We start from the raw sequence: 26028 nt of genomic DNA, 5'->3' as shown, positions 1-26028 counted from the left end.
GAGGCCGGAGACCCGGCGTACGACGCCCACACGCTCCCGGCCGCCTCGTCTACTGGCCCCTTGCCCCCCCTGGCCCGTCCCCCCCACGGCCGGGCCGGCTTCCCGCGGAGCCGGAAGAGCCCCACCTGACGGCGCGGAAGCGTGTGCCCCCGGCGGATGGTCATCCGCTACCCTGTTCTCTGGTCGGCCGTTGGCGCGGCACCTGCCGGACAGTGATGCTGCCCAGCCGAATCCGCACCATGTCCGGCCAACGGGCTTGTCCGCCTCACGAAAGATCCACTCCCGGGTCCTCACCGAGGCTTCCCCAAGCCCTCGCCTTCGTAGCTCAGGGGATAGAGCACCGCTCTCCTAAAGCGGGTGTCGCAGGTTCGAATCCTGCCGGGGGCACAGAGAAACAGCAGGTCAGAGGCCCTGTCGTCCGAGTGGCGACAGGGCCTCCGGTCTAGCAGCACACATATGGCACACATGGCGTCCGCGCAGAGGGTGGGGAGCGGCAGACGATGCCCAAGAGGGACGAGCTGGCCCGACGCCGGTACGAGAAGCTGGTCGACCGCCTGGAATCACTGATGAGGGCCGCCCTCAAGCCCCAGTACAACGGGTACTACGGGCAGCTCATCCTGAGCAGCAACGACCTCGAAGAGATGGGCGAGCTGAAGGACGTCCGTCGTGCCGCTCGGGAAGCGGCCCGCCGCCTCGACTGGAAGCCGACCACCCACCTCACCGGCGGTCGGCTTTTCGTCCTCGACGAGCGGGAGGTGCCCGAGAAGATCGAAAAGCTTGCCGCGGATGCGACTGCAGAGGCGCTGGACCGAGCCTGGCGGGAACGTCAGTGAGCCTGGCTCCCTTGCCCGACCCTGCCGTGGTGCTGACCGAGACCGACTGGGACGCCCTGGATCACGCCTACGGGACAGCGGAGGACACCCCCGCGCAGCTCGTCGCACTGTTGGACACAGACCAGCGCGTGAGATCCCAGGCCCTGGACCACCTGCACCACGTGGTGCACCACCAGAACACGCTCTACGGCGCAACGGCCCCGGCCGCGCTCTACGTGGCCGCGATCCTCCCCGACCCACGCACCACCCTGCCCGCCGAGAAGAGACCCCGAGACTTCCCCGGGCCGATGCGCGCCGCGCTCCTTGGGTGGCTGGACTCGGTGGCCAACGCCGCCGACGACCAAGCCGAGGCAACGATGCGCCACTTTGGTTTCCCGCCCGAGGACTACCCTCCGTTCGTCCGGACTCGCGAGATCCGACCACTGCTCTTCTCCGCCGTCTCCGCCTGCTTCGACGACCACGACCCACACGTCCGTGAAGCCGCCCTCGCCGCCTGCATCCCGCTGCTGGACGACTCTCGCCTGCACCGCCACCGGAAGGCCGCGGCCCCGCTGCTGCGAGCGACGCTGGCCACCAGCGCCCTGTGGCAATACCAGGAACGGGCCATGGAAGCCCTCACCGCATGGGGCGAGGACACTGCGGGACTGCAAGTCCGGCGGCAGGCGTTCGAGGCATGTGACGCACCGAGCAACACATCATCATCGGCTGAATGGGGCCTCGCGGCGGATGACGCCGCCGACCTCCCGTTCTGACCGACGATCCCCAGCAGGGCCGTGGGTCCACGCCAACGACTGCTGCGGCTCGGCACAGCTCCGGCACACATCACGCTGCGCCCTCCTCCAGATCAGCTACTGCTTCGGCAGCCTTGCGCGCCTTCCGCTCCGCCTTCTCCAACTTGGCCTTCGCTTTGGCCAGCTGCTTGGCGCGGCGCTTGTGCATCTTCTTGGATACCTCGTCGAGGCGGTCCGGGAAGAGATGGCCGTACGTGTCCAGGGTCAGCGTCGCGGACTTGTGACCCAGCATCGTCTGGACGACGTTGACGTCCGCGCCGCTGGCGATGGCCAGCGAAGCCGCCGTATGCCGCAGCTTGTGCGGGGTGACCTTGAGGTGCCCAAGCCCCGCCTTGACGACCGCCGGCGCGAAGAACCGCTGACGGAAGTTGCGGGCCCGCAGCGGACCGCCCTGGGGAGCGGTGAAGAGAAGCTCGTCCTCGCCCCTCCCCTCGACGTGCGGCTTCAACTCCTCGGCCAGGAACCGCGGGATCGGCACCGACCGGCGCTCGTGGTTCTTGGGCGTGTCGAGGTAGAGCTTGCCGTTGTCCTCGACATACGCCTCCACAATGTGAGCCCGGCAGGCATCCAGGTCCACGCGGCCCAGCTTCAGTGCGGACGCCTCACCCCAGCGCAGGCCGGTGTAGGCCAGCAGCAGGATGAACACCCGGTAGGTGCCTGACGCGTTGGCCAACGCGTCGGCCTGCATGTCGTCGAGGTACACGTGGTCAGTCGGCATTGCCTTCGGCAGGGGCACGCCGACAGCCGGGTTGACCGACAGACGACGGGCCTTGACCGCGTAGCCGAGAACGCGGCTGAGGACGACGTACGCCTTCCGGACCGAACGAGGGCTGAGCTTTCTGCCGCCGGTTGCCTCGCCGGACAGCAGGTCCGCGAGCCACTCGGCGATGTCCTCGAAGTGGATGCGGTCCAGCGGAGTGGTGCCCCATTTGGGGATCACGTGCACGTCGAGAACGCCGCGATAGCGGCCCCGGGTGGAACGCTTGAGATGGATCTGCGCGGCCAGCCAGGACTCCGCCACCTCTGCGAACTTCACCCGCGCGGCGGCGGGATCACGGTAGGAGCCGTCGTTGAGACGGGACTCCATCCTCGTCCGCTCCGCCTCGGCGTCGACCTTGCGGGCGAAGGTCTTCATCTTCGGTTTGCCGTCGGGGTCGTACCAGCGGACGCGGTAGCGCCCGGGTGACGTGCGCCCTGCCCGCTTGGCTTCCGCCACGGCCCGTACGTACGCCGCGTGCCCTGTGCGGTCCTCAATCCAGACCCGCGCCAACTAGCACCCCCTCCGGTCATCACCGAACACCGACGGTGGCGGCGGGAGCAGGGTCGTGGGAGGGACACCGAGCACGGTGGCGATGACGAGTTCGTCGATGTCGCAGCGGCGGCGAGTGCGCCCGGTGCGACTGAGGGCGGTGTGGAGGCCAGCGGGGCCCATTTCGACAGGTCGGGTTTCCATGACAGGTAGCTGTAACTTGCATCCGGGCGCCATGGCAAGAGTTGGTTCTTAAACTCTACAAACGCCGTTCCGGGGCGACGTGGCATTCGTCTCGTTGAATTCCGGCACATCACGAGCCGTGTCAGCCGGGAGGTTGTGCTATCTTCCCGCCGCGTCGAAATTGTGGGCGTTTTGGGGAGATTCGAGATGCGGTGTCCGGTGGGTTGGCGGCTTCGCCGCTGACGACTGGACGCTACCTCTGACCTGCCGAGGTATCGGATTCCGGCACCTCAGCCAGTCGCTTCTCCACAGAAAATTTCTGCTTCCGCGGGATGGATTTCGGCAACCGGCGATCCGCCCTTACTGTTCTGGTCTTCCCCGGCCATGCTGAGGGAAGTAGCCGGGGCTCAGAATCCACGCTGGACGCTTCCGCGGATGGTGTGGCCTTGTTGTCCACGCCTGCCATCCAAAACCCTGATTCCGATATGGAGACCTCATTGCCGAACCACTCCCCGCGCCTGGCCGGCGCCGAGCGTGACCAGCTCGCCACCCCCTCCGACGTCGCCGCCTACCTCGGGGTGCCGGTGAAGACCCTCTACCAGTGGAAGTACCGGGGCATCGGCCCCAGCGTCCACAAGGTCGGCCGTCACCTGCGCTACCGCTGGCGGGAGGTGGACGCGTGGCTGGACGCCCAGACGTCGTACGACCTGACGGCCCGATCCCGCGTCTGGCGCGGACAACGAAGCGACCCCCGGCGCGCCAACGCCGAGGGCCGAAGACTTCCCAACTGATCGCCCATCCCTGAACGAATGAGCTGGTGAGGGGCGAGACCTTGCCCGTCCTGCCCCTCACCGGAGAGGAACGCCTATGGAAGACCCTACGTCCCCCAACCCCACGAACACCTCCCCGATCAGCTGGCCCACTCCGGCGGTCCCCGGCGAGGGCATCCCCTGGCGACGCCGGGACCAGGCGGACACACGGTCCCCGGCATCGGGGACCGCCGAGCAACCGGCGGATGTGGAAGGACACGGGGACCGTCCCCAGCCGTCTTCCGGTGCCACGGTTGGGGACCGTCCCGGCGACGTCCCCGCTGCTCGGTCCCCGCACGCCCCGGTCCCCGTATCGACATCCGCAACAAACCAGCAGGTCAGCGGCGACAAAACGAGGACCGTGGCCACGGTCCCCGCCAGTCGCTGGGGACCGACAGCCCCGTGGCGGGATCCGCCAACGCGGAGGGGACCGGTCCCGTCGACGCACGGGGACCGGATCACGGGACCGGTCCCCGGCCTGCTCGGGGACCGGAAGACCTTGGAGAACGGGGTTCCGGTGAGGGTCCGGAACTACTGGATGAATTGCGGGCGGCGATCGGCAAGTACGCCGTACTGCCCAGTGACGAGGCTCTGACCGCGGTCACCCTGTAGGTGGCGGCCACGCACATCCAGCCCGCTTGCAGCACGCACCACGCCTGGCGGTCGTCGGCCCGACGAAGGGCTGCGGCAAGTCCCGGGTGCTGGACGTGCTCCACGAGACCGTGCACCAGCCGATCATGACGGTGAACATGTCTACGGCGGTGCTCTTCCGCGTCATCGGCAAGAACCCGCGCACGCTCCTGGTGGACGAGGCCGACACCATCTTCAGCAAGGCCGGCGACAACGAGGAACTACGCGGCCTGCTGAACGCCGGACACCAACGCAACCGGCCCGCCTGGCGCATCTCCGGTCCGGAGCACAAGCCGACCCCGTATCCGACCTTCGCCATGGCCGCGCTGGCCTCGATCGGCGACCTGCCCGACACGATCACGGACCGGGCGGTCGTGCTCCGCATGCAAAAACGCAAGCCGGGCGAGAAGGTGACCCCGTTCCGCTCGCGCTACGCCACACCGGAACTGAACACACTGCGGGACAAGCTGACTGCCTGGCTGGGACCGCTGCTCGGCACGGCCGGCCGCATGGCGCCGACCATGCCGGTGGAGGACCGGGCGGCGGACACTTGGGAACCGCTCGTCATCGTCGCCGACCTGGCCGGCGGCCAATGGCCCGCCCTTGCCCGTGCGGCCTGTGGGGCGATGACCCGCTTCGAGGCCGTCCAGGACGAGCAGACCAACCTGAAGACGAGGTTGCTGCGCGACATCCACCACGTCTTCGAGGCACACGGCAACCCCGAAGCCCTGTCCAGCCTGGATCTGGTCACCACCCTGCTCCAAGACCCCGACGCCCCCTGGGCAGAGCACGGCACCAACGGGCTCAACGCCTACCACCTGGGGAAACTGCTACGGGACTTCGACATCCGCCCGGCCAACTACCGCTTCGACCAGGGCAGGCAGGCCAAGGGGTACGCCCGTAACCGGTTCCTGGACAGCTGGGCCCGGCACTGCCCGGACCTCACCGAGGCAGCGCGTACGCACCATGCCGCCCCCGCGCAGCGGACCGCTCAGGGCAAGCCGCCCGCCGCCCCGGCGGGTCAGCTACCCATCGGCCCGCCCGGCGGCCCCGCCGACCCCAAACCCGCCCACTGACCCACCTCCCTCTGGGTCCGTATCACTGCGTCGCATCCGTCCCCACGCAGGTCAGTGCGGGGACGGATGTCCTCACCGGGACGGACTTCTCCGTACCTGCTTGCGTGTCCGTACCTGTCCTGACCAGGCATGGGACGCATGCGACGCACGTGACGCCCCCACCTCCCCCTCACCACCGGAGTGCCTTCATGCACGAACAGGACCACGAACTCCCCACAGCTCAGCAGCAACTGCACGCCACCTCAGCCCCAGACAGCGCAGCAAGGTATCCCGCTGGACCGTCCGCAGGCCGGTCTCGCGGGGAAGCCTCCGCCCGGGGGGTGGCGGAGGCACTCGGGCACCAGGGGGTGCCCGAGGAGGAACAGCCCACTGACGTCGCCGCCGCTGCTGCCGCTGCGCCGCTGCCGCGTGCCGCCGACGTAGCCGCCCTCCACCGCGTCGCCCGCCGCCGCAAGCCCGACCCGAACGGCCAGCGCAAGCAGCGCGTCGACGCCCGCTACAGCATCGAAGAGAAGGCCGACATCCTCGTCAAGGCCAAGTCACTGAACGTCAGCGGCGCCCACTACGTCGCCGTCGTCGCCCTGGCCCACGTCCACGGCGACCTCACGCTGCCCGGCCAGCGCACCCCACTCGACGACTACATCGACGAACTCAACGCCCTCCGCCAGCAGGTCTCCGCCATCGGCCACAACGTCAACCAGATCGCCAAGAAGCTCAACTCCGGCGGCCATCCACACCCTGGGGGCAACGCCCTGCTGGCCCAGACCGACCGGACCCTGAAAGCCGTCGGCACGGCTGTGGGCAACATCGCGGCAGCCGCCAACCAGGCCGTCAGCCACAAGGCGGCCCGGTGATCGCGAAGATCAGCAGCGGCCAGAGCACCGCCGGCCTGATCCGCTACCTGTACGACACCAAGAAGGCCAAGGACCACACCGACCCCCACCTGATCGCCTCCTGGGATGGCTTCGCCCCCGACCCCGGCCGCGCCGACGACTTCGACGCCACCAAGCGGCACCTCGTCGCCGACCTCGACCTGCACGTCAAGCAAGCCGAGCGACTCGGCCGCGCCCCCGACAAGTACGTGTGGCACTGCTCGATCCGCGCCGCCGAGACCGACCGCCACCTCAGCGACGAGGAGTGGGCCGACATCGCCCGCCGCGTCGTCGCCGCCACCGGCATCGCCCCCGACGGCGACCCGGACGGCTGCCGCTGGGTCGCCGTGCGGCACGCGCCCGACCACATCCACATCGCCGCCACCAAAGTCCGCGCCGATCTGCGCACCGCACGTCACTGGAACGACTATCTGACTGCCGACCGGGAACTGGCCGCCATCGAGAAGGAGTACGGTCTGTTCCAGATCGTGCGCGGGGATCGCACCGCTGCCAAGCGACCCACCCGCGCCGAGCAGGAGAAGGCCACGCGAGCCGGTCACGCACACACCGCCCGCGAACAGCTGCGCACCACCGTCCGAACCGCCGTGGCCGCCGCCACCAGCACCACAGAGTTCATCGGCCTGCTCCAGCACACCGACGGCATCTTCGTCGACGTCAAGCACTTCCCTTCCGGGGACGTACGCGGCTACACCGTCGCCCTCCAGGGCGACACCAACGGCAAACAGGAACCGATCTGGTACTCAGGTTCCGAACTCTCCCCCGACCTATCCTTCCCCAAGATTCGCAAGCGCCTCGACGCCACCGACCAGCCGCACGGCCAGCGCAGGGCCAACCCGTGGCACCAGGCCACCGCTGCCGCAGAGCGCATCCCCCATCGCCTTGAGCACGGTGAAGACACGGCTGCTCAGGCTCATCTGGCCGCCCTCGGTGAAGCCCTCGATGCCCTGCCCTTCCTCGCGCCCCCGGACATCCGCCCTCAACTCCGACAGGCTGCGGAGGCGTTCGAGCGCGCCACCCGCTCCCGCATCCAGGCCGAGCACCAGCACGCCCGCGCCCTACGCGGCGCCGTGCGAGCCATGGTCCGCGAGCCCGCCCCCAAGGACGGCGCCCTACTGGCGATGTTCCTCGACGCCGCGATCCTCACCGTCATCGCCGCCGCCCGCTGGCACCAACTGCGGCCACCACGACCAACAGGTGGCCGCAGCTCACCAGACCCTGGTCCATCTGCAGGCCGCCTACGAACAAACTGCCATCGCGCCGCTGACCGTGCTCGTCCAGCGTCGGCCACCCCAGCAGGTGGTGGAGCGGCACATCCTCTTCGTCCGGCAGACCGTGCCCGATCACGCGGAACAGATCCTGCAGGACCCCACCTTCGACGCACTCGCCGCCGTGCTCGCGGACGCCGAGAAGGCCGGACACGACCCCACCAGCTCCTGCAGCAGGCCGCCGACCAGCGAGCGCTAGACGATGCCCGCCGACCCGCGCGGGTCCTGACCTGGCGCGTTGAACGCCTCAGTACGAGGTCGGCACCCAGCGCCCGCGCTCGTGCGGCACAGGCACAGAGTCCGGCGCGGCGTACGAGCACAGCGGTCCAATCGCCATCGGCCGCCCCGGCCAGTCCGCCTCAGCCGCCGCAGGCACGGCGACGCTGACACACCCACCGCGAGCCTCACCCGGACTCGGCGCTATGCGGCTTCGACTCCACGTGCGGCGCCAGGCCGTGCGGGTCGTGTCGCTGACGCCCTCCGGACCGAGGCCCGTCGGCGTTACCGCCCCCGGGCCTCGGTAAGTGCCGCCACCAGTACGTCCAGGTCGCCGGTGTGGACGATCACGTCCTCGTCGTCGGCAGGGGGGTCGAAGCGGGCGAAGAAGTCGTCCAGAGCTTCGGGGGTGACGGTCAGCGCGTTGGCGTCCTCGCGTTCGTTGCGCTCGGCCAGGCGTCGCAGCAGCTCGTCGCGGTCGGCGGGGAGGTAGACCACGACGGGCAGGCCGCCTGCTCCGCGAGCGGCCTGCCGCCAGGCGTCGCGCTCGGCACGGCGCCACAGGCCGTGGTCCAGGACGACGTCGTTTCCGGCCTCGATCTCCTTGATGAACCGGTCCCGGGTCGCTTCGACCACGGGCCGTTCACGCTCGAAGTAGGTGTGCTCGGGGTAGTCCACGCCGTACCGGCCATGCAGGCGGTGGACCTCCTCGTCTACGGACAGCCGGAGGTAGCCACGGTCGGCCAGGGCCTGGGCGACGGTGGTCTTCCCGGAGCCGGTGAGGCCGGCCAGGAGTACGGCGAGGGGCACGTGGTCATCCTTCCAGGACATGCTGTCCGCGCGTGAGAGCGTTGTGTGTCAATCCTGGCCGCTGTGGGCGTGCGGACGCCAGGTGGTGAAGATGCTGCGGGCTTCAGAGGGCCAGCTGAAGGGCATCCGGTCCAGGCTCACCCGGCGGAAGGCGAACCGCGGATCGCTGGTGTTGATCACGCCGCCGTGTTGTCCGACATGGGCTAGCAGGCGTCCGGCCTCGTCGCGGACGGCCGGGGTGTGTTCCTGCCAGGTGCCGGTGGTGAAGTGCTGGACCCGTCGGCGCAGGTCGTCCAGGACGCCCGAGCGCCACTTGAAATGGTGAACCGCGCAGATGCGGTCCGCATCCGGCCGGTGGCCCGGAGAGCGGTGGTTGCCGGAGGAGACGGTGACGTCGTGGCGGGCAAGGACGATCTTCCTCGGGTCGCCGTGCAGGAGCCGGTGGGTGAGGTGACCGCCGAGGGGATAGGCGAGGTCGAGGCCGCCTTCGGGCCGCCAGTCGGTCAGCCGTCCGCTGGCAGCGACGCGGTCGAGCATCAAACCGCCCACCACAGGGTTTCCGGACTTCTCGGCATGGGCGATCACCTCGTTCAGCGGGGCGGGGTACTGCTGGAACTCGTCGGCGTCGGCAAGCAGGTGCCAGCCGGGACCGGCCCGGTGCCGCAGGGCGTCGCGGAGCTGGGTGTTGGTGTGCTCGTGCCACGGGCCGGTGCTGGTGCCGGTGGGGATGATGCCCAGCTCGCGGGCGGCGGCCTGGAGTTCGTGCCGTTTCCGGTCGGGTACGTGGTCGGGGAAGTGGAAGGCGATTAGGAACCGCTCGACGCCCAGCCACCGGTAGTGGCGGGCCCAGGCGGCCAGCAGAGTCGGCTCGACGGGGCCGACGACGGCGATCAGCGCGGGAGGCGTGCTCGGCATTCAGGACTCCTTCGTGCGCAAGAGGGCGAAGGTGCGGGTGAGGAAGTCGGCCTGCTCGGCGGCCGACCGCATCCCGAGCAGGTCCGGGGCCGCCGGTCCGGGCAGCGGGGGCGGCTGGCGGATGACGGTGTGCAGGGCGTCTGCGAGGGCGTCTGGGTCGCCGGCCGAGAACGTCAGGGCCCAGGGCTGGCCATGCAGGCGGGTGGTGAGGGCGCCGTCGTGCTCGGAGACGATCAGAGGCATGCCGAGGCGGGCAGCGTCCATGACGAGTCCGGACTCCTTGCCGGTCCCTGGGCGGCGGGTGACGAGGGCGGCGTCAGCGGCGGCGTACACCAGCCGCAGCACGGCATCGCTGACGGGGCCGGGCACGATGTGCACCCGCAGATCGGGCAGGGACCGCCACCGCTCCAGGACGGCCTCGTCGAGCGGGGAGCCGGTGACCACCAGATGCAGGGGCTCCTTGAGCCGGTCCAGGGCGGCGTCGACGACGGTGACGTCCTTGTAGGGCCACCAGCCGCCGACCAGGCAGACCACCGCCTCGGAGAGGGGGATGTCGAACGCGGCCCGGCCTCCGTCACGCTCGGCGTCATTCAGGCGGCGGCCGTCGTCGACCGCGAAGGCACCCACCACCGCGGGCAGGTCGGCGAAGGCCGTAGCGAACTGATCTCCGACAGCCTGCGTCGGGTACACGGCGACAACCTGTTGCTCGCCCCGGCGGGCGAGCCGGCCCAGCAGCCGCACGACGGTGTCCTCGGCCGTGACCGCCTCGTGGACGAACCGCAAGTGCGGCTGCCCGCCGAGGAGGGCGGCGGCCCCGTGCAGGGCCTCGCTCGCGGTCAGGATCACCACCGCGTCGGCGCCGGACTCCAACCGGCGAGCGGACCGCAGTGCGGACGCCTCGGTCAGGCACCGGGCGATCAGGGTGATCTGGTGCGGCACCCTCCGCAGACCGCCAGGCCAGCGGCGCGAGCGGAACACACGCTGACCGGCCGAGGAGAGCCCGGACGCCAACCGGGAGACGGCACCCAGCACGGTTGCCGCCAGCCCCACCGGTGCGGTCACCAGTCGGGCGTCCGCCTCGCGCAAGGCACGTACCGCCTCGGTGGCGATCCCGTGCGGGGAGATGACGAGGCTGCTGGGCCGGGCCTGGGCGAGGGCCACCAGCGTGCGCTGGTGGTGCCCGCCCAGGCGGTTCGCGTACGGCTCGATGAGCACCAGCGGGCCGGTCATCCGGACACCGCCTGGTCCCCATGGGCGGCGGTGAACCTCTCCCGCAGCCAGGTGGGGTCGTTGAGGTGGTCGAACTGCTGCGGGTCACGTGCGGCCTGGCGGGCGAAGGAGACGCCCTCCCGGGCCCCGGCGGCGGAGTAGGCGGCGAACTCGCCGCTGCGGCTGAGAGTCCATGCCTCGACGCGCCTGTGCGCGTCGCCGTCCGCCATGCCGTACTCGCTGCCGCGCTCCAGCATGGCGCACTCGCGGAAGCCGGCCTTCCAGGCGTGGAAGGGGCTCTGGTTGAACCGCGTGATCCCGGCGGTCTGGTGGGCGAACTCGATGCGGCCGGGCAGGGCAGCAAGCACATCCACGGCCTCGCCCATCTCGCGCAGGGCACTGCGGCTGATCAGCTTCAGCCCGCCGTAGCCGTAGGTCAGGCCGTTGACCGGGTTGACCGCTCGCCACACCCGCATGGACACCCCCTCGTCCAGCGGCCTGACATCGGCAGGGTCGAAGCCGGGGTCGATGGCGAAGTCGCCGTCGGAGAGGAAGAACTGCTCGCGGTCGACGACCTCAGCACACAGCCGGTAGGCCAGGCGCATCCCGTGCACGCCGTGCAGGCGCTTGACCGTGCCGCCGAGTGTCCGCTGGAGCCGGGAGTGCAGGGAGTTGGCCATCGGCTCGTCGTAGGACAGGAACACCGCGTCGAAGCCAGTCATGAGAGGGCCTCCAGGTAGCGGGCGGCGACCAGAGCGGGGGCGAAGTCGGCGGTGGAGGCATGGGCCCGTTTGGCATGCACGGCGTGGAACTCGTCGTCCGTGGCCAAGCGCTCGGCCAGGGCGACGGCCTCGGCCGAGGTCGTGAAGCACAGCTCGGGGTCGATGTGTTCGGCGAGCCAGCCCAGGCGTGGGGAGATGACCGGCAGGCCCATGCCCTGGCAGTCGATCACGCTCATGGACCAGGGGCAGCCGGGACGGAAGGGAGCGATACCGAAGCGGGCGCCGGCCAGCAGGTTCTTGTAGCGGACGCGGTCGCCCCGGTCCGAGACGACCTGTACGTGCGGCAGGGCGGCGAGTTGGTCGCGCATCTTCTCGGGGCTGTCGTCCAGGCCCCTCCGCTCGGCCCGCCGCTGGCCGAACAGGTCCATCACCCGCAGCCGTACGGTGCCGGAGGCCACCAGGTCGCGGGCCAAGTCCACGAATTGCCCGGTGCCGTAGTGCGCGTACAGCCGGTGGTTGTAGACGCCGATCGCCCCCGCGCCGGAGGGGGTGGTCCGTGCGGCGGGGTCGCGGACGAGTCGCTCGTCGCGCGGCGCGGGCACTACCCGCAGCCGCTCACCGAGATCCGCGGTCATCCGGGTGGCTGCAGCCGACACCCAGGAGGCGGCAGTGGCGGAGTGCACCAGCACCCGGTCGCACGCCGCGAGCCCTGCGGCGAACGCCAGCAGCACCGGCCGCCCGAGCCCCGCGTCGTCCAAGGACGGGTCCAACAAGAGCTGCCCGCCATCGGCGAAGGAGAACGGCAGGTAGTGGCAGTACCCGGCCAGCAGCGCGTCCGATCCGGCCTCCAGCAGAGCCGTACGGATCGCCGGGGCTTCCTCGATCTGGTTGGCCACCACCGCGTCCGGCCTCTCGGCTTCGATCAGCGCCACCAGCTCGTCGACGTCCGCCGAGAAGCGGGCCCGGTACTTCGTCCCCGGCACCCTCGTCCGGTGGAAGCCGCATCGGACATCCCCCGCCGGAGCCGGAGCCGCGACGGTCACTTCCGCCCCGGTGTCGGCCAGGGCCGGGGCCAGCAGGTCCGCGAAGATCCACCCCGAATCCGCCGACAACCGGTCGGGGTTGGAGATGTTCAGCAGGTACAGGACACGCATGTGCGTCGCCTCCCTCGTCTGCCCGGAAGGGTCGTTCCGGGTCGGTGAGGGAAGGAAACCGGCGACGCGGGCCGTGACGGGATGATGAACTGGGATCACTCACGGTTCATTCATGCTCACTGATCATGACGCGGGGGCGGCCTTCGATGGACGCACAAGGCGAGGAGACCACCGCCGAGCAGGCGGCCGAGAACTTCGCGGCCGAGCTGGCTCGCTGGCGGGAGGTACGCGGCATGTCCAAGCGGGCATTAGCGCGAGCCATGGGCTTTGATCCGTCGTACGTCAGCCACATGGAGTCCGGCCGCCACAAGCCCACCGAGGAGTTCGCCCGACTCTCTGATGAGACCTTGAACGCCGGGAAGGCGATCTGGCGCCGCTGGCGCGACTACGAGCAGGCCAAGGTCAGGGAGACCCGGATGGTCCGGCGCCCGCCCGGGGCCGTGCCGGCCCCACGACGGCCCGAGCAGCCGTACGCCACCGGCTCCGCCATCGTCGTCGAACACGACACCGCCCGCCTCCAGTACGACGGTCACTCCTACCGGCTCGCCATGCGCCGGCTGCTGCGGAACACCGGCACCGAGCCGGTGACCCGCTACCTGATCCGCATCTCCGTCGACCGCTACCCCGGCGACCCGGAGCGGTCCAACGCCCACTACCGGGCCCACCCGCTCACCTGGGACGAACTCGACCTCACCGCCGCTTGTCGCGGCGAGACGATGCGCTGGCAGGCCAAGCACGACCGCGACGCCTTCAAGGAGATCTGGCTGCTGTTCGACAACGAACACGGCCGCTTCCCGCTCTATCCGGGCGAGTCTGTGTGGATCGAGTACGCCTACACCGTAGGCGACGAGAAGTGGGGCAACTGGTTCCAGCGAGCCGTACGCCTGCCCACCGAGCAACTGGAAGTCCAACTCGTCTTCCCCGCTGACCTCGACCCAGTGGTCTGGGGCACCGAGACGTCCATGACCGCCGAAGCATCCCCGCTGCGAACCCCACCCGTCCGCAGTGACGCCGACGGCCTACGGCAATTCACCTGGATCACGGCCACACCCGCCCTGCACGCTCGGTACCGTCTGGAATGGCGGTTCCGAGCCCGGCCCGAACCAACCACGGATCAAGGGGAGTTCAAGTGATCGACGTGCGACCCAGCCAGCAGATGCGAGACCTCGGGGTTGTCCAGCAGGGTGCCGCCATCCTCGCGGAACCGGCCCGCCCCTTCAATCTGCCCACCGAGCGCGACGAGGCCGAGCGCGTCGTGGACGAGCTGTTCGCCGCCATGGAGCGGATCGGCCAAGTCCACCCCTTCGCCAAGGGCATGGGCCTCGCGGCCCCACAGATCGGTATCGCCCGAGCCGCCGCCGTCGTCCAGCCGCCCGGTAATGCCCCGGCGATCATCCTGCTCAACCCGAAGATCACCGCCCGCTCCGACGAAACAGACGAGCAGTACGAGGGCTGCCTCAGCTTCTTCGACGTCCGCGGCCTCCTCCCCCGCCCCCTGAAGATCACGGTCGAAACCGCCGCCCTGAGCGGCGAGACCTCCACGATCACGTACGAGCTCGGCCTCGCCCGCCTCATCCATCACGAGATCGACCACCTCAATGGGCTCCTCTATACCTCCCGGATGCTGCCCGGAGTCGAACCGATCCCCGTGGACGAGTACCGGCAGACCGGCCGGGCATGGGCGTACGAGGAAGCCTGACTACCCCTCATGGACTGAGTGCTGAGCACGGCGTTCACTTCAGTGGCGCAGGCTGAGCGGCTCAACGGTTCACCAGATAGAAGATGAAGGCTGCGCCGATTCCGAGGCCCCAAAAGAATGCGATGGCTCGCGCCCGGTGGTCGGGAAGGATCTGAGGTGGAGGTGGTGTCACCGTTGCCTCGATCCGCTCGGCCACGCCATTAAGTGCGGTCCCTATTTCCTCCATCCGACCTAGAGGCTTGTCCCTGTTCTGCAATCTGTCCATGTCCCTGACCAGTTGATCCAGGGAACTTAGACTGCCCTCAAGACGCGTGACCAAGCCGTTGAGGTCGTCGCGGCCTCGCGAGCTGACGGTGTCCTCGAAGCGACCAACAACCCTGTTGAGCTCGTTGAGATCGAGCTGCTTGGACACCTTGTCGAAGGTGTCTGCGGCGTGGGAAACCTGACCTGCGACGTCCTCGTTGATGCTGTGGCTTGCGCGCATGAGCAACGCGGCGACATCCTCGTTGATGCTGTGGCTCGCGTGCATGAGAGTGTGAGCGACGTCTTCATTGATGCTGCGCGCCGCCAGCGCGAGCAAGCTCGCGGTATCGGGGGAGATCACCCCGTCGTCCAGAGCCTCTTCAAGCAGCTCGGCCAGGGCGGGGGAATCCTTAGAGATCTTCCTGAGCAGCGCTTTGGTCTTCGCATCGACCGCCTCGATGCGGATCTCGCCGTGGTTGTCACGACCGACGAAGGCACCGTCTCCGTGGTTGTGCTGCTCAGTGATGTGCCGTTCCGGCTCCGGAACGGCGGACGTCACTGCTCCTCCTGCCCATCGACACGGATAGTCCCGTGGTTGTCGCCGCCGATGAAAGTGCCGCGCCCATGGTTGTGCTGAGATCCGATGTTGACCGTCTTCGTGCCGGACGGCGTCGCAGAGCGCAGCGCCTCGATGTCCCCGAGGGCCTCGGGGCAGGCGGTGAGGAACGCGGTCAGCACGCTGCTCCACTGAGCAGTGACCTCGGCCTGGGTAACCCGGCGCTGTTCCAGCGCCTCGGCGTGCTCATCAAGTGCACGTAGCGCCTGGGACTCTTCCTCCGCGGTCCCGCGCCGGAAAATCGCAGAGACCCGGGTGCGCAGGACGTCGGCCCGACCTTGAAGCAGGTAGGCGAGAACGTTGCTGGCGGCGCCGGTGGCGACGGCTATCGCTGCTGCGTCAAGCATGGAAGACCCCCGAGATAGATGCCAAGCACGGCGCTACGCGTGTCCATGACGGATAGATAGTCCCTCGCAACAGAGCCCAAGAACCGACGCTCTTGAGTAACCGTCCACCATTTCCCGGCAGTTGTCCGGAAAGCATCCCTCTGAACGGCGGAATCACTGCGGATCGGCCACGAACCACGCCCGCTGCAGCAACTGTGACGATCGGAGCACAGCGGAGAGGCACGCACCGTCAGGGGCAGGATGCGCAACCGGCGCAGAGTGGCCACAGTCTGAGCACCTCCGGGCGCGTGCCATCAAGGTGCACAACGGACATGCCCTTGGAGTCTGTCACGGTGAGCCGGAGGATGCCGTCGGGCCTTGCGATGTTCATGCCTATCTCGATCGTCGCGTCCGAATCAGGTCGAAGAAGGACGGGTTCATCACTGGTGGCCAGGGCTGCCCAAAGAGAGAGGTGCTGCGGCACCTCTCCGGACTGCCGTAGGTCTGCGAGGAGGCCCGGAATCGCTCCGCTTGACGGGAAACCATCCTTGGCCTTCCATGTCAGCCCCGTGTAATGAACGCGAGGATGGTGGCACATCAGGACCGTTTTGATGAGCCACCGAGACAGCGAAGCGATATCATTCCGTGATGACGTGAATATCATGCGGCCTTGGAGCAGCTTCGGCAGGTGCTCGGCGGCTGGCTTCTCAAAGGTCTCGTTCAACCACTGGTTACACGAGACGCAACAAGGCACACGGATGGCGCTGAGACTGTTGTTCAGCTTCCTGGCCTCATTCTCTCTGCGCCCCTGGTAGGTCGCGGCGTACATGTCGTACGCCTCACCAAGCACGAGGTCGTTGGCATCACCTAGGAGCTTCAGCAGCTGCTCGGGCAGCGCGTGCTCCCCGGTGGCCTTCTTCACCTGAGCCGGACAGAGGGCACAGGTGTGCTTCTTCGCAGACACGCGTCAAAAGCCTAGCGACCCGCGTGTCTGCGTAGTAGCAGATTCCCAAAGAGCCGTGCCGGGTGGCCCGCCAGGCGGGCGCTCGCGCGGAACAGATTCAGCACACATGAGGCCGGGAAACCCCGTGAACACGTGAGAACTACGGAGGGGAGTTTCCCCAGGCCAGACACCCCTCAGCCGCGTTTCCGCAGGTCACAGCCCCGTCCAGGGAAAACTCCTAAAGCGGGTGTCGCAGGTTCGAATCCTGCCGGGGGCACAAGCGAAAAGGCCACCTAGGAACGTTCCTAGGTGGCCTTTGACATCCGCTCCTGACATCAATGGCGGCGGCCACTCACGGCCAGGACGCCTCTTGAGCAGCCGGTCCATGTGGCTGATCGCCTCGCGCTGCGTGCCCTGGACGGGCATGTGTGTAGACGTCCACCGTGATGCTGATCTGGTGTGCCCGAGGATCTCCGTCACGACGCGAGGAGCCACCCCGGCTGCGGTGGGGATCGTGGCGCAGCCGTGCCGAGCATCGTGCAGGCGGATCACCCGGAGGCCGGCGGATTCGGCAACGCGGGTGAACGAGCGGTGGACGTTCCGGGGCTCCACCGGGCGACCGGTCCGCGTAACGAAGACATGCCCGCCTTCCTGCGGCGCTTCCCCAGCGCGTGCCTTGGCCTCAGCCTGTCGCATGCGGTGCCACCGAAGGGCGCGAGGCACATAGCAGGAGGAGGCACAGCCCGGCGGCGTCCCTTGGGATCATCGTCGTAGAGGATGCCTCGCCGCCTCTTAGTCTGCTGACGGACGTAGAGGACCCCTGCGGTTCAGGTCCAGGTCGGTCCACCGCGACCCGACCAGCTCCCCGCGCCTCAGCCCTGCCCGGCGTTGTCACAGGTTTCTCTACCTCATCAAGTGCCCGCGCGAGGCGCGGGCTGGCCCCTTGTGCCCGGTCCTCTGTGCCTTCGGCACCCAGACCGGGCCCCTGGGGCCGCAGCGAACTACGGCCCCTGAGTCGAGAACCAAACCCGCGGCTTCAAGGCGATGCCTTCGGCGGGGGCGCTCAGACTCCGGGATGGACGGGGCACCGTTCGCGAGTGCCGGCCGGAGCGTGGCGAGCGTCGTGGGGCTCCCATCCCGACCACCTTCGACCCAGGCAGAGCCGAGCAGTCGCGGCCCAAGGCGTCAAGGTCGTTCGTACAGTGGCGCGCTCCACCTTGACGCCCTGAATTACGACCGCTCCACGACGTGTGGGTCGAAGGCGGACGGGATGGGAGTCGGGGTGAGTGGTGGGTTGGGTGAGCACTTTCGCTATTCGTCCTGGATTCCCTTCCGGCTGCCCGTATGCTGACTCGGCCGAGTCGATAAACCGCGGGGTGAGAATGCAGGAAAAAGCCAACGATTACGAGGAATTCGCTGAGCCGCTACGGAGCTACGCACCGGCCCTGGAAAGCCTTATGCGAGAGCTACTGTTGTCGCGGGGGATTCAGATTCACTACGTACGCTCTCGGGTGAAGGCTAAGGCTAGCACGATACGGAAGCTTGAAGACCCTGCCAAGAATTACACAGGAATTTCGGACCTCACGGATATGCTGGGAGTAAGAATTGTGACTTACTTTCCGGATGACGTGGATCGGGTGGCCGACGTAATCGAGCGCGAATTCGAGATCGATGAAGAGAACTCGATCGACAAGAGGGCTTTGCTTGACCCTGACCGATTTGGCTACCTGTCCCTGCACTTTATTGCGCGGCTAAAGAGTCCGCGAATTGAACTGGCCGAGTACACCCGGTTTAAAGAGTTCGTTTTTGAAGTCCAGGTTCGCTCCATTCTGCAACATGCTTGGGCAGAGATCGAGCATGATCTAGGTTACAAAAGCTCCTCGGCCCTACCTCCGGAGATCAAACGGCGTTTTTCGCGTGTAGCCGGAATGCTGGAGGTTGCCGACGATGAATTCCAGGCGATCCGCGACGATCTGGCGGCTCATCAGAGGAAGATTGATCGCGCCGCTGGAAAGAATTGGGAAGGCATCGCCCTGGATGAAGCATCAATATACAGCCTTATGAGTAGAGATGAGGGTATGCGCTCAGTAGATCGAGCGATTGCGCACGGCTTGAGCAGGTCGCTGACAAGGCCGGAACGGTCTTATGCGGCGTCCAGGCTCGCAGAGATTAGGGCTCTAGGTTTCGACACTGTACCTGAGGTGAGATCGGCAGTTTTGGAGCGGCGAGAGGAAATCACCGCGTTCGCAGTTGCTTGGATTTCGGATGAGAATACGGCGAAACTGTGGGCCAAGGGTACGGATATCGTAAGCGCGGAAGTGTCCGAGCAGCCGTATGGTGTGGACGCGGAATTCACTGCCTTGCCGATCGGTGTCGGCCTCTTCTATTACTGGCTCCTGATGTGTGCCTCGGGTGAAGTGATTGACCCGCCCTATCATGAGGAGGCGGTCCGCTCGCTGTCCCGTGTTTACCGACGTCTGAGTGAGGTGTCGGATTAGCGTGGAGGCTTATGCTCCTCCTATGCGAAGAGGAGCGATCACGCGAGACTCCGTTCTCAAAGTTCTGGCGGAGCACGACGAGTTGGGGCGTGAAGCCTTCCTGGTGAAGTACGGCTTCGGGGAGGCGCGGTCCTACGTCCTGGTTCACGACGGTCAGGAGTACGACTCCAAGGCCATTGCCGGCGTGGCCCACAAGTGGGATCAGGGGCGGGCCCTCACTCGGGACGAGTTCAGCGGCGGCAAGGATCACGCCGCGGCGTGGCTCAAGCGGGTGGGCTTCCAGGTCAAGGCCATCAAGAACCCGGACTGGGCTCGTGACGAGATCATCCTTGCCTGTCAGCTGGTGATGGAGAACGGTTGGAAGGGGCTGGACGCCAGAGACAGCCGGGTAGTGGAGCTGTCCGCCCTGCTCCAGTTGCTTCCCATCCACGCCGAGGCGGACCGCAACGAGAAGTTCCGCAACCCCAACGGTGTCGCTCGTAAGACGTTCGACATCGCCACTCGGCACCCGGAGTACCTGGGGAAGCCCACCAACGGCGGCGCACTGGATGTCGCAGTGTTGCACGAGTTCCTTGCCCGGCCGCAGGAGATGACCGAGGCTGCGAGGCTGATTCGGCAAGGCATCGCGACCGGCGATTTGCAGTCCTTTGTACCGACTGAGGAAGAGGAGTTCGGCGACGACTTCAGCGCGCCCGAGGGGCGGTTGCTCATGCGCTGGCACAGGGCGCGCGAACGGGACCGGGGCCTGCGCAAGAAGAAGATCGCTTCTGTTCTTCAGCGTGGCGGACAGCTCGCTTGCGAGGCTTGCGGCTTCGACTTCGAGAAGGTCTACGGGGGCCGCGGAGCCGGGTACATCGAGTGCCATCACGTCCTGCCCCTGCACGTAGCTGGGGAAAGCCGCACCAAGCTCAGCGATCTCGCCCTCATCTGCGCCAACTGTCACCGCATGATCCACCGGCAGGCGCCGTGGCCGACTCCTGAGGAGCTGCGTGCCTCGATTGAGCAGAAGCATGCAAACGACAGGCGTGCTGCCGCGGCTTTGTCGCGACCGCGCAGGCCGGCTGACGAGCAGATGCCGAACCCGTGAGCTGACATCCGCGCCTGACATCAACGCCGTTGCACACCGGCAGACCTGGAGAGCCGTGGACGGCAACCGCGCGCGCCAGCCAGGGCGCGTAGGCGGCTCAGGCCGAACTCCTGAAGCGGGTGTCGCAGGTTCGAATCCTGCCGGGGGCACAGGTGGAAGGGCCAGCTCAGGATGGGTTTCCTTCCGGGCTGGTCCTTCGTCGTTCCGGGCGCCGTGCCGCACGCGTGCCGCTGATGCCCCGAGGGCGCCACATCCTCCAGCCGGTGGCCCCTCCCCCGCCGTCGCGGATCATGGGCCCGAGCCTGTCGGTGATGGGCCCGGTCCCGGTCGCTGGTCATGTGCTGGTAGATCAGCGCGGCTGGGAGCTGTTGTGGGCCCTCCGCGTCATCAGCTCCCGCGTACCGGTTGTCGGGGACAGCGTGTTGCCCGTGTGCCGAAGATCGTGGAAGCGCGGCCCGGCCGTGACGCCGCGGCCCTCCGCGCCTTCACCCGGGCGTCCCGGAAGTCGCCGCGCCGGGAGGGTCTGCCCGATCAGGAGCGGGCCGAGGAGTGGCTGGGATACGTGCGGAAGGACGCCGGCTCAGGCACGCACCGGCGTCGAGACGGCAGCCGACGAGACGGTGGCCGAGAAGAGGAACGGGGCAGCCCGCGCCGAGCGTTTCGGCGGCCCCCGGCGTGCGCGCGAGGCTCGGGCGGACGTTCCCGGCACGGAGTGGCGCCAGCGGGGCGGGGGCCCGACATCCCGATCCGCTGACCGGGCAGGACACCGTCACCCGGCGGCTTCGGGCCCCCGGGAAAACGCGGCGGCCGAGCGCCCGGTACGGGAAGCTGACCGATCCGACCGGTCGGAGGAGCCGCGGGGGCTTCGCTGACGCCTCGCCACGGGGGCTCGACAAGCGGTTGTGCGTCGGCAGCCGCTCCGTCAGTCGGCGTCCTCCGGCTGGGCCGGGCGCAGTTCCTCGGGGCAGCCGGTGCCCCGGGGGAACTGGTAGGGGGAGGCGAGGCGGTAGGTGCCGGCCTTCGGGGCGAGGAGTTCGGTCCATTTGTCGCCGAAGGCGTCCTCCGCCGTCTCGCTCAGGCAGCCGTGGAGGTTGTCGTAGGTCTTCGGTTCGTTCTCGTCGGTGCGGTTCTTGGACTGTTCGGTCTCCTGCGGCGCCTTGAGGCTCTTGCCGTTCTTGTCGACGAGGCCGAGCCACGGCGAGTACGGGATGCGGATGAGGACCCGGCCGGGGCTCTTGACCTGGATGGTCAGCTCGCCCTGGTCGGCGCGCTGGACGAGGGCCGGCGGGTCGGCGATCGGGACGGGGTGGCTGACCGCGTACAGCTCCCAGTTGGCGTCGCCCCACAGCGGGTCGAGGTAGGGCTGTCCCTCGGCGACGAGTTCGCGTTCGCGTTCGCCGCCGTCGCCGTCCGCCTCGGCGGTGCCCTTCGGCAGGACGACGAAGTGGACGGCCCAGCGCTTCAGCCACTCGTGGTAGTTCGCCGAGTTGAGGGTGTCGTCGTAGAACAGCGGGTTGCGCTTCATGTCGGCCTGGCGCAGCCAGCCGCGCGCGAGGTTCACGTAGGGGGCGAGCGCCGCCGCCTCGCGGTGGCTGCGCGCGGGGACCACCTCGACCCGGCCGCGCTCCGCCCCCGCGCTGCGCAGCTGGTGCAGCAGCGGGGCCAGCTCGCCCTCCTGCGCCCAGGACTCGGCGGGCTGCGTGTGGACGACGTCGTCCGCCGCCTTGAAGCCGATCCACACGGTGACCCCGACGAAGGCCAGGAGGACCGTGTACCACTTGCGGGTACGGGGCACTGTGAACGGCAGCGCGGCGAGCAGCGCCACCCCGGCGAACAGCATCGCCAGGCGCGTGATGTTGCTGCCGACCTGCGAGCTGACGGCCCAGGACAGCACGACGCCGACGCCGTAGACCGCCGTCGTGATCCGTACGGTGCGCCAGTCGCGCGGCACCAGGAAGAAGACGAACGCCGAGCTGATCACCGGCAGCGAGGCCGAGCCGAGCGACATCGGCATCGTCCCGGAGAACGGGAACAGCAGCGAGGACAGGCCCACGACGAGCAGCGGCGTCAGGCCCAGCGCGTAGGCGCCCGGACGGCGTCTGCTCAGGAAGAGCGCGACGGCCACCAGACCGACGTACAGCCCGGCCACCGGGGAGGCCGCCGTCGCGAGCCCCGCGAGGACCGCGGCGACCAGCGCCTTCGCCCAGCGCCGTTCGCGCCAGCGGTGCGGCCAGCAGAACACCGCGGCGACCGCGCCCAGGCCGAACATGGCGCCCAGGCCGAAGGTGACCCGGCCGGAGGCCGCGTTGCACAGCAGCGCGAAGACGCCGGCCAGTGACGCGGCCATGGGATTGCGGACCGCCCGGCTGCGCACCAGGATCAGCGCGAGCAGCCCCGCCGACACCGTGCCCGCGGCCATCATCGTGGTCCGCACGCCGAGTACGTGCATGAGGTACGGCGAGATCACGCTGTACGACACGGGGTGCGTGCCGCCGTACCAGGCGAGGTTGTACGCGGAGTCGGGGTGGTGGCCGACGAACTCGGCCCACGCGTCCTGCGCCGCGAGATCGCCGCCACTGTTCGCGAACGCGAAGAACCAGACGAGGTGCAGGACGGCGGCGACCGCCGTCGCGACCGTCACCGGGTGCCTCAGCAGCGTCCGCGTACGGGAGCGGGCACCACCCGCGGGGCCGGGCGCCGGCTCGTGGTCCGCGGGGTCCGCGGGGTCCGGCTCGTGGTTCACGGCGTGCGGCTCGTGGTCCACGGGGTGCGGCTCTGCGCGGGCCGGTTCCTCGTCGCGGCCGCGGGCGGGGGCGTCGCCCGGTCTCGCGTGCTCCGACTCGGGCTCCGGTCCAAGCTCCGACTCGGGCTCCGGTCCGGGCTCCTTCCCCGGCCCCTGCCGCCGGAAGGGCGCGTCCGGACGGCGGTCTTCCGGCCGGGAAGGCTCCGCCTCGTCCGCCCGCTTCGGCTCCGCGGTGGTCACCGAAGGCCCTCCCCGTGTCCGTACCGGCTGCCCCCGGGCTCCTCCGGTGGACTCGCGGTGTCCCTGTTCTCTGTCCGTTCTGCCCCGGTCCCGGCGACGCTAGCACGCGGTCCCGGGCCGGGGGCCGGGGCGGTCGCCTCCGGTCCCCGGCCCGGGACCGGGCGGGTGGCCGGCCGCCGGCTCAGCCGAGGCGCCGCAGCTTCGCCCCGAAGCCGGGCTCCGTCAGGTCGTTCTGGAGCGCGACCGGCACCTCGACCGCTCCGCTGGTGCCGTCGCCGACGCGCAGCACCCCGACCTTCGTACCGGCCTTCGCCTCGTGCGGCGGCACCTTGCCCTCGTCGGTCAGGCTCAGTTTCACGGTGAGCCCGGACCAGCCGACCGCCGTGACGTTCTTCGTCGCGACGACGGGGGTGGTGCCGCCGAGCCCGTCGTCGACCTGTCCGACGACGTCGCCCTTGCGCACGACGGTCTTGGCCTCCAGTTCGCCCTGCGCCGCCTTGATGAGCGAGGAACCCGCGCTCAGCGCCCCGGTGAGGATCGAGTTGTCCACGGGGGACGGCGGCTGCGCGAGGACCGCGCCGATCACCGTGCGGGTCGTGCCGCCGACGTCCTTGGTCGCGGCGAACATCAGGTTGCCGCCGGCCGCCGTCGTCGTCCCCGTCTTGATGCCGACCGTGTTGTTCATCGGGACGAGCTGGTTCCAGTTCGGCTGGTTCTTGCCGTTGCTGTCCGTGTACGAGGGCATCCGGACGACCTCGCGGAACAGCGGGTCCTTCATCGCCTTCTTGCCGAGCTTGACCTGATCGGCGGCGGTGCTCACGGTCGTCTTGTTCAGCCCGGAGGGGTCCGTGTACGTCGTGTCGCCCATGCCCAGCTCGTCGGCGGTCTTGTTCATCTTCTCGACGAAGGCCTGCTCGGAACCGGCGTCCCAGCGGGCGAGGCGGCGCGCGATGTTGTTCGCCGAGGCGATCATGATCGCCTCGATCGCCTCCTTCTGCGTCAGCCGCTGTCCCTTGCGGACCTCGACGGTGGACTCGTTCTGCGCGGACAGTCCCGCGTCGTCCTCCGCCTTCTGGTCCATGGTGATCTTCACGCCGTCACTGCCCGCCTTGACCGGGTGGTCGCGCAGCACGATGTACGCCGTCATGACCTTCGCGACGCTCGCGATCGGTACCGGCTTCTGCTGCCCCGAGCTGCCGAAGGTGCCGAGGCCGTCGACGTCCATCGCCGCCTGGCCGCTCTTGGGCCACGGCATCCGCGGCTTCTGGCCGCCGAAGGAGAAGGTGTCGGAGGCCGTGAGCGACAGGGCCGGGTCCGGCAGCGGGCGGACGGTCTGGACGACCGCGAAGACGATCAGGAGCAGCAGGACCAGCGGTGTCCAGATCTTGACCCTGCGCACCGCCGTACGCAGCGGGGTCTCCGGGGGCGGCGGGGTGTTGGTCAGCTCCGCGAGCAGGTCGAGCGGCGGCTTCGGCGGCAGGGGCTGCTGGCGCGTGTGCTCCGGCCCGACCACCGCCGACCGCGGCAGTTCGCCGGTCGTCGCGTTGGGCGAGGCGGCGGGACGCGGGGCCGAGTAGTCGGTCGCCCAGGAGGGCGGCGGCTGCTTGGGCGGGGCGGCCTTCTCCGCGGGCGGCGCGTTCCGCTCGTCCAGGGGCCGCAGCGGTACGAAGGTGCTGGTGCGCTCGGCCTCGGCCTCGGCGGTCCCGGCCCCGGTCGCGGCGGCCGCCGGCCTCTCCCCCGGGACGTCCGTGCGCTTCCGGGCGGGCTTGCCGAGCTTGGCGCCGGTGCGCTGCGCGGGCTTGCCCAGCTTGGCACCGGTGCGCTGCGCGGGTTCGGCGGTGGGGCCGGTGGCGGGACCGGACGCGGGCCTCCCACCGTCCGGGCGGGAGGTGGTGGCCGGTTCCGTCCCCTGGCCGGTGCCCGGCTTCGGGCGGTCCTTCAGGGAGGAACTCGGGCCGCCCACGGTCTTCAGGGACGTCGTGGGGTGGTCCAGCGGGGGACGCAGCACCGCGAAGGCCCTGGTCGGCCGGTCGACCGGCGGGGCGGGCTCGTCGGCCTTGTCGGCCTCGTCGGTCTTGTCGGCCTTGGAGGCGGGATCGTCCGCTTCGGGGGCGGGCTCGTCCGCCTTGGACGCCTCGGGGGTCTTCGCCGCCTCGGGGGCCCCGGGTGCCTCCGGCTTGGTCGGCGTCCCCGGCTTGGTCGGCGCTCCCGGCTTCTCCGAGGTCTCGGAGCCCTCGGGGTCTTCAGCGTTCCCAGGGGCCCCGGTGTCCTCGGCGACCCTGGAGTCCTCGGTGTCCTCGGGGGCCGAGGGCTGCGGCTCGGGCCGGGTGTCCTCGGCGGGGCGGTCGGGGAGCGGGGCGGTCGCCTTCGCGGGGGCGGCGGTCCTCGCGGGGGCGGCGGGGCTGTCGGCCGGGGCCTCGTCACCGGCCTCCGCGGCCTCGGGAACCGTCGGTCCGGCGGGCTCGTCGGCCCCGGACTTCCCGACCGGCCTGGCGTCCTCGTCCGACGGCTTCCGGTCCTCGTCCTCGTCCCCGGCCCCGTCCCCGTCCCCGTCCCCGTCCCCGTCCCCGACATCGTCCTGCGAGCGGGCGTCCTGGGAGCGGCCGGTGTCGCCCTCGGCGTCGTCCGCGCTCGCGACCCACGCGGCCACGGCGGCGCGCAGACGGTCGTCACGGGCGGCCGGGACGGAGGCGTCCCGCTCGTCCCGCTCGTCCTGCGACGCGGAGGACCCGTCCGTCCCCTCGGAAGCGGAGGACCCGTCCGTCCCTTCGGAAGCGGAGGACCCGTCCGTCCCCTCGGAAGAAGCCACCGCCCCGGACTCCTCGGACGCACCGGCCGACGCACCGGAGGACGAGGGCGCGGAGGGCGACGAAGCGGA

General features: G+C 69.2%; 18 protein-coding genes, 1 tRNA gene and 4 pseudogenes. 11 read left to right on the top strand and 12 right to left on the bottom strand.

Going from position 1 to position 26028, the window contains the following annotated elements; genetic code table 11:
• Positions 1-314: 314 nt before the first annotated feature.
• From ACFYMP_RS07210 to ACFYMP_RS07200, 3 genes are all read left to right on the top strand, one after another.
• Positions 315-387: transfer RNA gene (locus tag ACFYMP_RS07210), tRNA-Arg, on the top strand.
• A 113-nt stretch (positions 388-500) separates the two neighbouring features.
• Complete coding sequence (locus tag ACFYMP_RS07205) at positions 501-833, top strand: hypothetical protein (RefSeq protein ID WP_098008702.1); 333 nt, start codon at positions 501-503, stop codon at positions 831-833.
• An 11-nt stretch (positions 834-844) separates the two neighbouring features.
• On the top strand, positions 845-1585 hold the full coding sequence (locus ACFYMP_RS07200; protein WP_388851834.1) for a hypothetical protein: 741 nt from the start codon (positions 845-847) through the stop codon (positions 1583-1585).
• Positions 1586-1655: 70 nt separating this feature from the next.
• Here the strand turns inward: ACFYMP_RS07200 and ACFYMP_RS07195 are convergent, their stop codons facing one another.
• Complete coding sequence (locus ACFYMP_RS07195) at positions 1656-2840, bottom strand: tyrosine-type recombinase/integrase (RefSeq protein ID WP_388851831.1); 1185 nt, start codon at positions 2838-2840, stop codon at positions 1656-1658.
• A gap of 701 nt (positions 2841-3541) precedes the next feature.
• Here ACFYMP_RS07195 and ACFYMP_RS07190 point away from each other — a divergent pair.
• The 4 genes and pseudogenes from ACFYMP_RS07190 to ACFYMP_RS07175 all read left to right on the top strand — a co-directional run.
• A pseudogene (locus ACFYMP_RS07190) lies at positions 3542-3766 on the top strand (helix-turn-helix transcriptional regulator); the annotation flags it as partial.
• Positions 3767-4408: 642 nt separating this feature from the next.
• Positions 4409-5571 (top strand): annotated as a pseudogene (locus ACFYMP_RS07185) (DUF3631 domain-containing protein).
• A gap of 320 nt (positions 5572-5891) precedes the next feature.
• Positions 5892-6425, top strand: a complete 534-nt coding sequence (mobC, locus tag ACFYMP_RS07180; protein ID WP_388851828.1) for a plasmid mobilization relaxosome protein MobC — start codon at positions 5892-5894, stop codon at positions 6423-6425.
• A pseudogene (locus ACFYMP_RS07175) lies at positions 6422-8116 on the top strand (relaxase/mobilization nuclease domain-containing protein). The gene mobC and the pseudogene ACFYMP_RS07175 overlap by 4 nt, the downstream one beginning before the upstream one ends.
• A gap of 114 nt (positions 8117-8230) precedes the next feature.
• Here the strand turns inward: ACFYMP_RS07175 and ACFYMP_RS07170 are convergent.
• The 5 genes from ACFYMP_RS07170 to ACFYMP_RS07150 are packed head-to-tail and all read right to left on the bottom strand — an operon-like array spanning position 8231 to position 12755.
• Positions 8231-8776 carry an AAA family ATPase gene (locus tag ACFYMP_RS07170; protein ID WP_388851825.1) on the bottom strand — a complete coding sequence of 182 codons (546 nt, stop codon included), beginning with the start codon at positions 8774-8776 and terminating at the stop codon, positions 8231-8233.
• Positions 8777-8803: 27 nt separating this feature from the next.
• Positions 8804-9670 carry a glycosyltransferase family 2 protein gene (locus ACFYMP_RS07165; RefSeq protein WP_125613629.1) on the bottom strand — a complete coding sequence of 289 codons (867 nt, stop codon included), beginning with the start codon at positions 9668-9670 and terminating at the stop codon, positions 8804-8806.
• Complete coding sequence (locus ACFYMP_RS07160; protein WP_388851821.1) at positions 9671-10900, bottom strand: glycosyltransferase; 1230 nt, start codon at positions 10898-10900, stop codon at positions 9671-9673. It lies immediately after the preceding gene.
• Positions 10897-11601, bottom strand: a complete 705-nt coding sequence (locus tag ACFYMP_RS07155; RefSeq protein WP_388851818.1) for a hypothetical protein — start codon at positions 11599-11601, stop codon at positions 10897-10899. Before ACFYMP_RS07155 ends, ACFYMP_RS07160 begins: the two co-directional genes overlap by 4 nt.
• A complete protein-coding gene (locus ACFYMP_RS07150; protein WP_388851816.1) occupies positions 11598-12755 on the bottom strand; it encodes a glycosyltransferase family 1 protein in 1158 nt (385 codons plus the stop codon). Before ACFYMP_RS07150 ends, ACFYMP_RS07155 begins: the two co-directional genes overlap by 4 nt.
• 146 nt (positions 12756-12901) lie before the next feature.
• Between ACFYMP_RS07150 and ACFYMP_RS07145 the strand changes: the two genes are divergently transcribed.
• Together ACFYMP_RS07145 and ACFYMP_RS07140 are read left to right on the top strand one after the other, a co-directional pair.
• Positions 12902-13888 carry a multiprotein-bridging factor 1 family protein gene (locus ACFYMP_RS07145; RefSeq protein WP_388851814.1) on the top strand — a complete coding sequence of 329 codons (987 nt, stop codon included), beginning with the start codon at positions 12902-12904 and terminating at the stop codon, positions 13886-13888.
• A complete protein-coding gene (locus ACFYMP_RS07140; protein WP_388851811.1) occupies positions 13885-14454 on the top strand; it encodes a peptide deformylase in 570 nt (189 codons plus the stop codon). Before ACFYMP_RS07145 ends, ACFYMP_RS07140 begins: the two co-directional genes overlap by 4 nt.
• 61 nt (positions 14455-14515) lie before the next feature.
• Here ACFYMP_RS07140 and ACFYMP_RS07135 read toward each other — a convergent pair whose 3' ends face one another.
• From ACFYMP_RS07135 to ACFYMP_RS07120, 4 genes and pseudogenes are all read right to left on the bottom strand, one after another.
• The gene (locus ACFYMP_RS07135) at positions 14516-15256 is read right to left on the bottom strand and encodes a hypothetical protein (protein WP_388851808.1); all 741 of its coding nucleotides are present in this window, start codon (positions 15254-15256) and stop codon (positions 14516-14518) included.
• Positions 15253-15660, bottom strand: coding sequence for a hypothetical protein (locus ACFYMP_RS07130; protein ID WP_388851805.1), 408 nt, complete (start codon positions 15658-15660; stop codon positions 15253-15255). Before ACFYMP_RS07130 ends, ACFYMP_RS07135 begins: the two co-directional genes overlap by 4 nt.
• A 229-nt stretch (positions 15661-15889) precedes the next feature.
• Complete coding sequence (locus ACFYMP_RS07125) at positions 15890-16603, bottom strand: hypothetical protein (protein WP_388851802.1); 714 nt, start codon at positions 16601-16603, stop codon at positions 15890-15892.
• 333 nt (positions 16604-16936) lie between these two features.
• Positions 16937-17461: pseudogene (locus ACFYMP_RS07120) on the bottom strand (tyrosine-type recombinase/integrase); the annotation flags it as partial.
• A 419-nt stretch (positions 17462-17880) separates the two neighbouring features.
• On the opposite strand from ACFYMP_RS07120, the gene ACFYMP_RS07115 reads away from it, so the two are divergent.
• A complete protein-coding gene (locus tag ACFYMP_RS07115) occupies positions 17881-19080 on the top strand; it encodes a GTP pyrophosphokinase family protein (protein ID WP_388851799.1) in 1200 nt (399 codons plus the stop codon).
• 22 nt (positions 19081-19102) lie between these two features.
• A complete protein-coding gene (locus tag ACFYMP_RS07110) occupies positions 19103-20167 on the top strand; it encodes an HNH endonuclease (protein WP_388851796.1) in 1065 nt (354 codons plus the stop codon).
• Positions 20168-21089: 922 nt separating this feature from the next.
• On the opposite strand, the gene ACFYMP_RS07105 is transcribed toward ACFYMP_RS07110, so the two are convergent.
• Together ACFYMP_RS07105 and ACFYMP_RS07100 are read right to left on the bottom strand one after the other, a co-directional pair.
• Positions 21090-23150: an MFS transporter gene (locus tag ACFYMP_RS07105; RefSeq protein WP_388851793.1), complete on the bottom strand. Its 2061-nt coding sequence runs from the start codon at positions 23148-23150 to the stop codon at positions 21090-21092.
• Between the two features lie 181 nt (positions 23151-23331).
• Positions 23332-25959, bottom strand: coding sequence for a D-alanyl-D-alanine carboxypeptidase (locus ACFYMP_RS07100; RefSeq protein ID WP_388851790.1), 2628 nt, complete (start codon positions 25957-25959; stop codon positions 23332-23334).
• Positions 25960-26028: the final 69 nt, after the last annotated feature.

This window comes from Streptomyces sp. NPDC007088 (assembly GCF_042869355.1).
GTDB lineage: Bacteria > Actinomycetota > Actinomycetes > Streptomycetales > Streptomycetaceae > Streptomyces.
This window is presented reverse-complemented; position numbering and strand designations above follow the sequence as displayed.

What these genes read in the sequence shown, in the direction of transcription:
- ACFYMP_RS07205 (WP_098008702.1), top strand. Translation starts at nt 501, where the DNA reads ATGCCCAAGAGGGACGAGCTGGCCCGACGCCGGTACGAGAAGCTGGTC.
- ACFYMP_RS07170 (WP_388851825.1), bottom strand. Translation starts at nt 8,776, where the DNA reads ATGTCCTGGAAGGATGACCACGTGCCCCTCGCCGTACTCCTGGCCGGC.
- ACFYMP_RS07165 (WP_125613629.1), bottom strand. Translation starts at nt 9,670, where the DNA reads ATGCCGAGCACGCCTCCCGCGCTGATCGCCGTCGTCGGCCCCGTCGAG.
- ACFYMP_RS07160 (WP_388851821.1), bottom strand. Translation starts at nt 10,900, where the DNA reads ATGACCGGCCCGCTGGTGCTCATCGAGCCGTACGCGAACCGCCTGGGC.
- ACFYMP_RS07155 (WP_388851818.1), bottom strand. Translation starts at nt 11,601, where the DNA reads ATGACTGGCTTCGACGCGGTGTTCCTGTCCTACGACGAGCCGATGGCC.
- ACFYMP_RS07150 (WP_388851816.1), bottom strand. Translation starts at nt 12,755, where the DNA reads ATGCGTGTCCTGTACCTGCTGAACATCTCCAACCCCGACCGGTTGTCG.
- ACFYMP_RS07145 (WP_388851814.1), top strand. Translation starts at nt 12,902, where the DNA reads ATGGACGCACAAGGCGAGGAGACCACCGCCGAGCAGGCGGCCGAGAAC.
- ACFYMP_RS07130 (WP_388851805.1), bottom strand. Translation starts at nt 15,660, where the DNA reads ATGCTTGACGCAGCAGCGATAGCCGTCGCCACCGGCGCCGCCAGCAAC.
- ACFYMP_RS07110 (WP_388851796.1), top strand. Translation starts at nt 19,103, where the DNA reads ATGCGAAGAGGAGCGATCACGCGAGACTCCGTTCTCAAAGTTCTGGCG.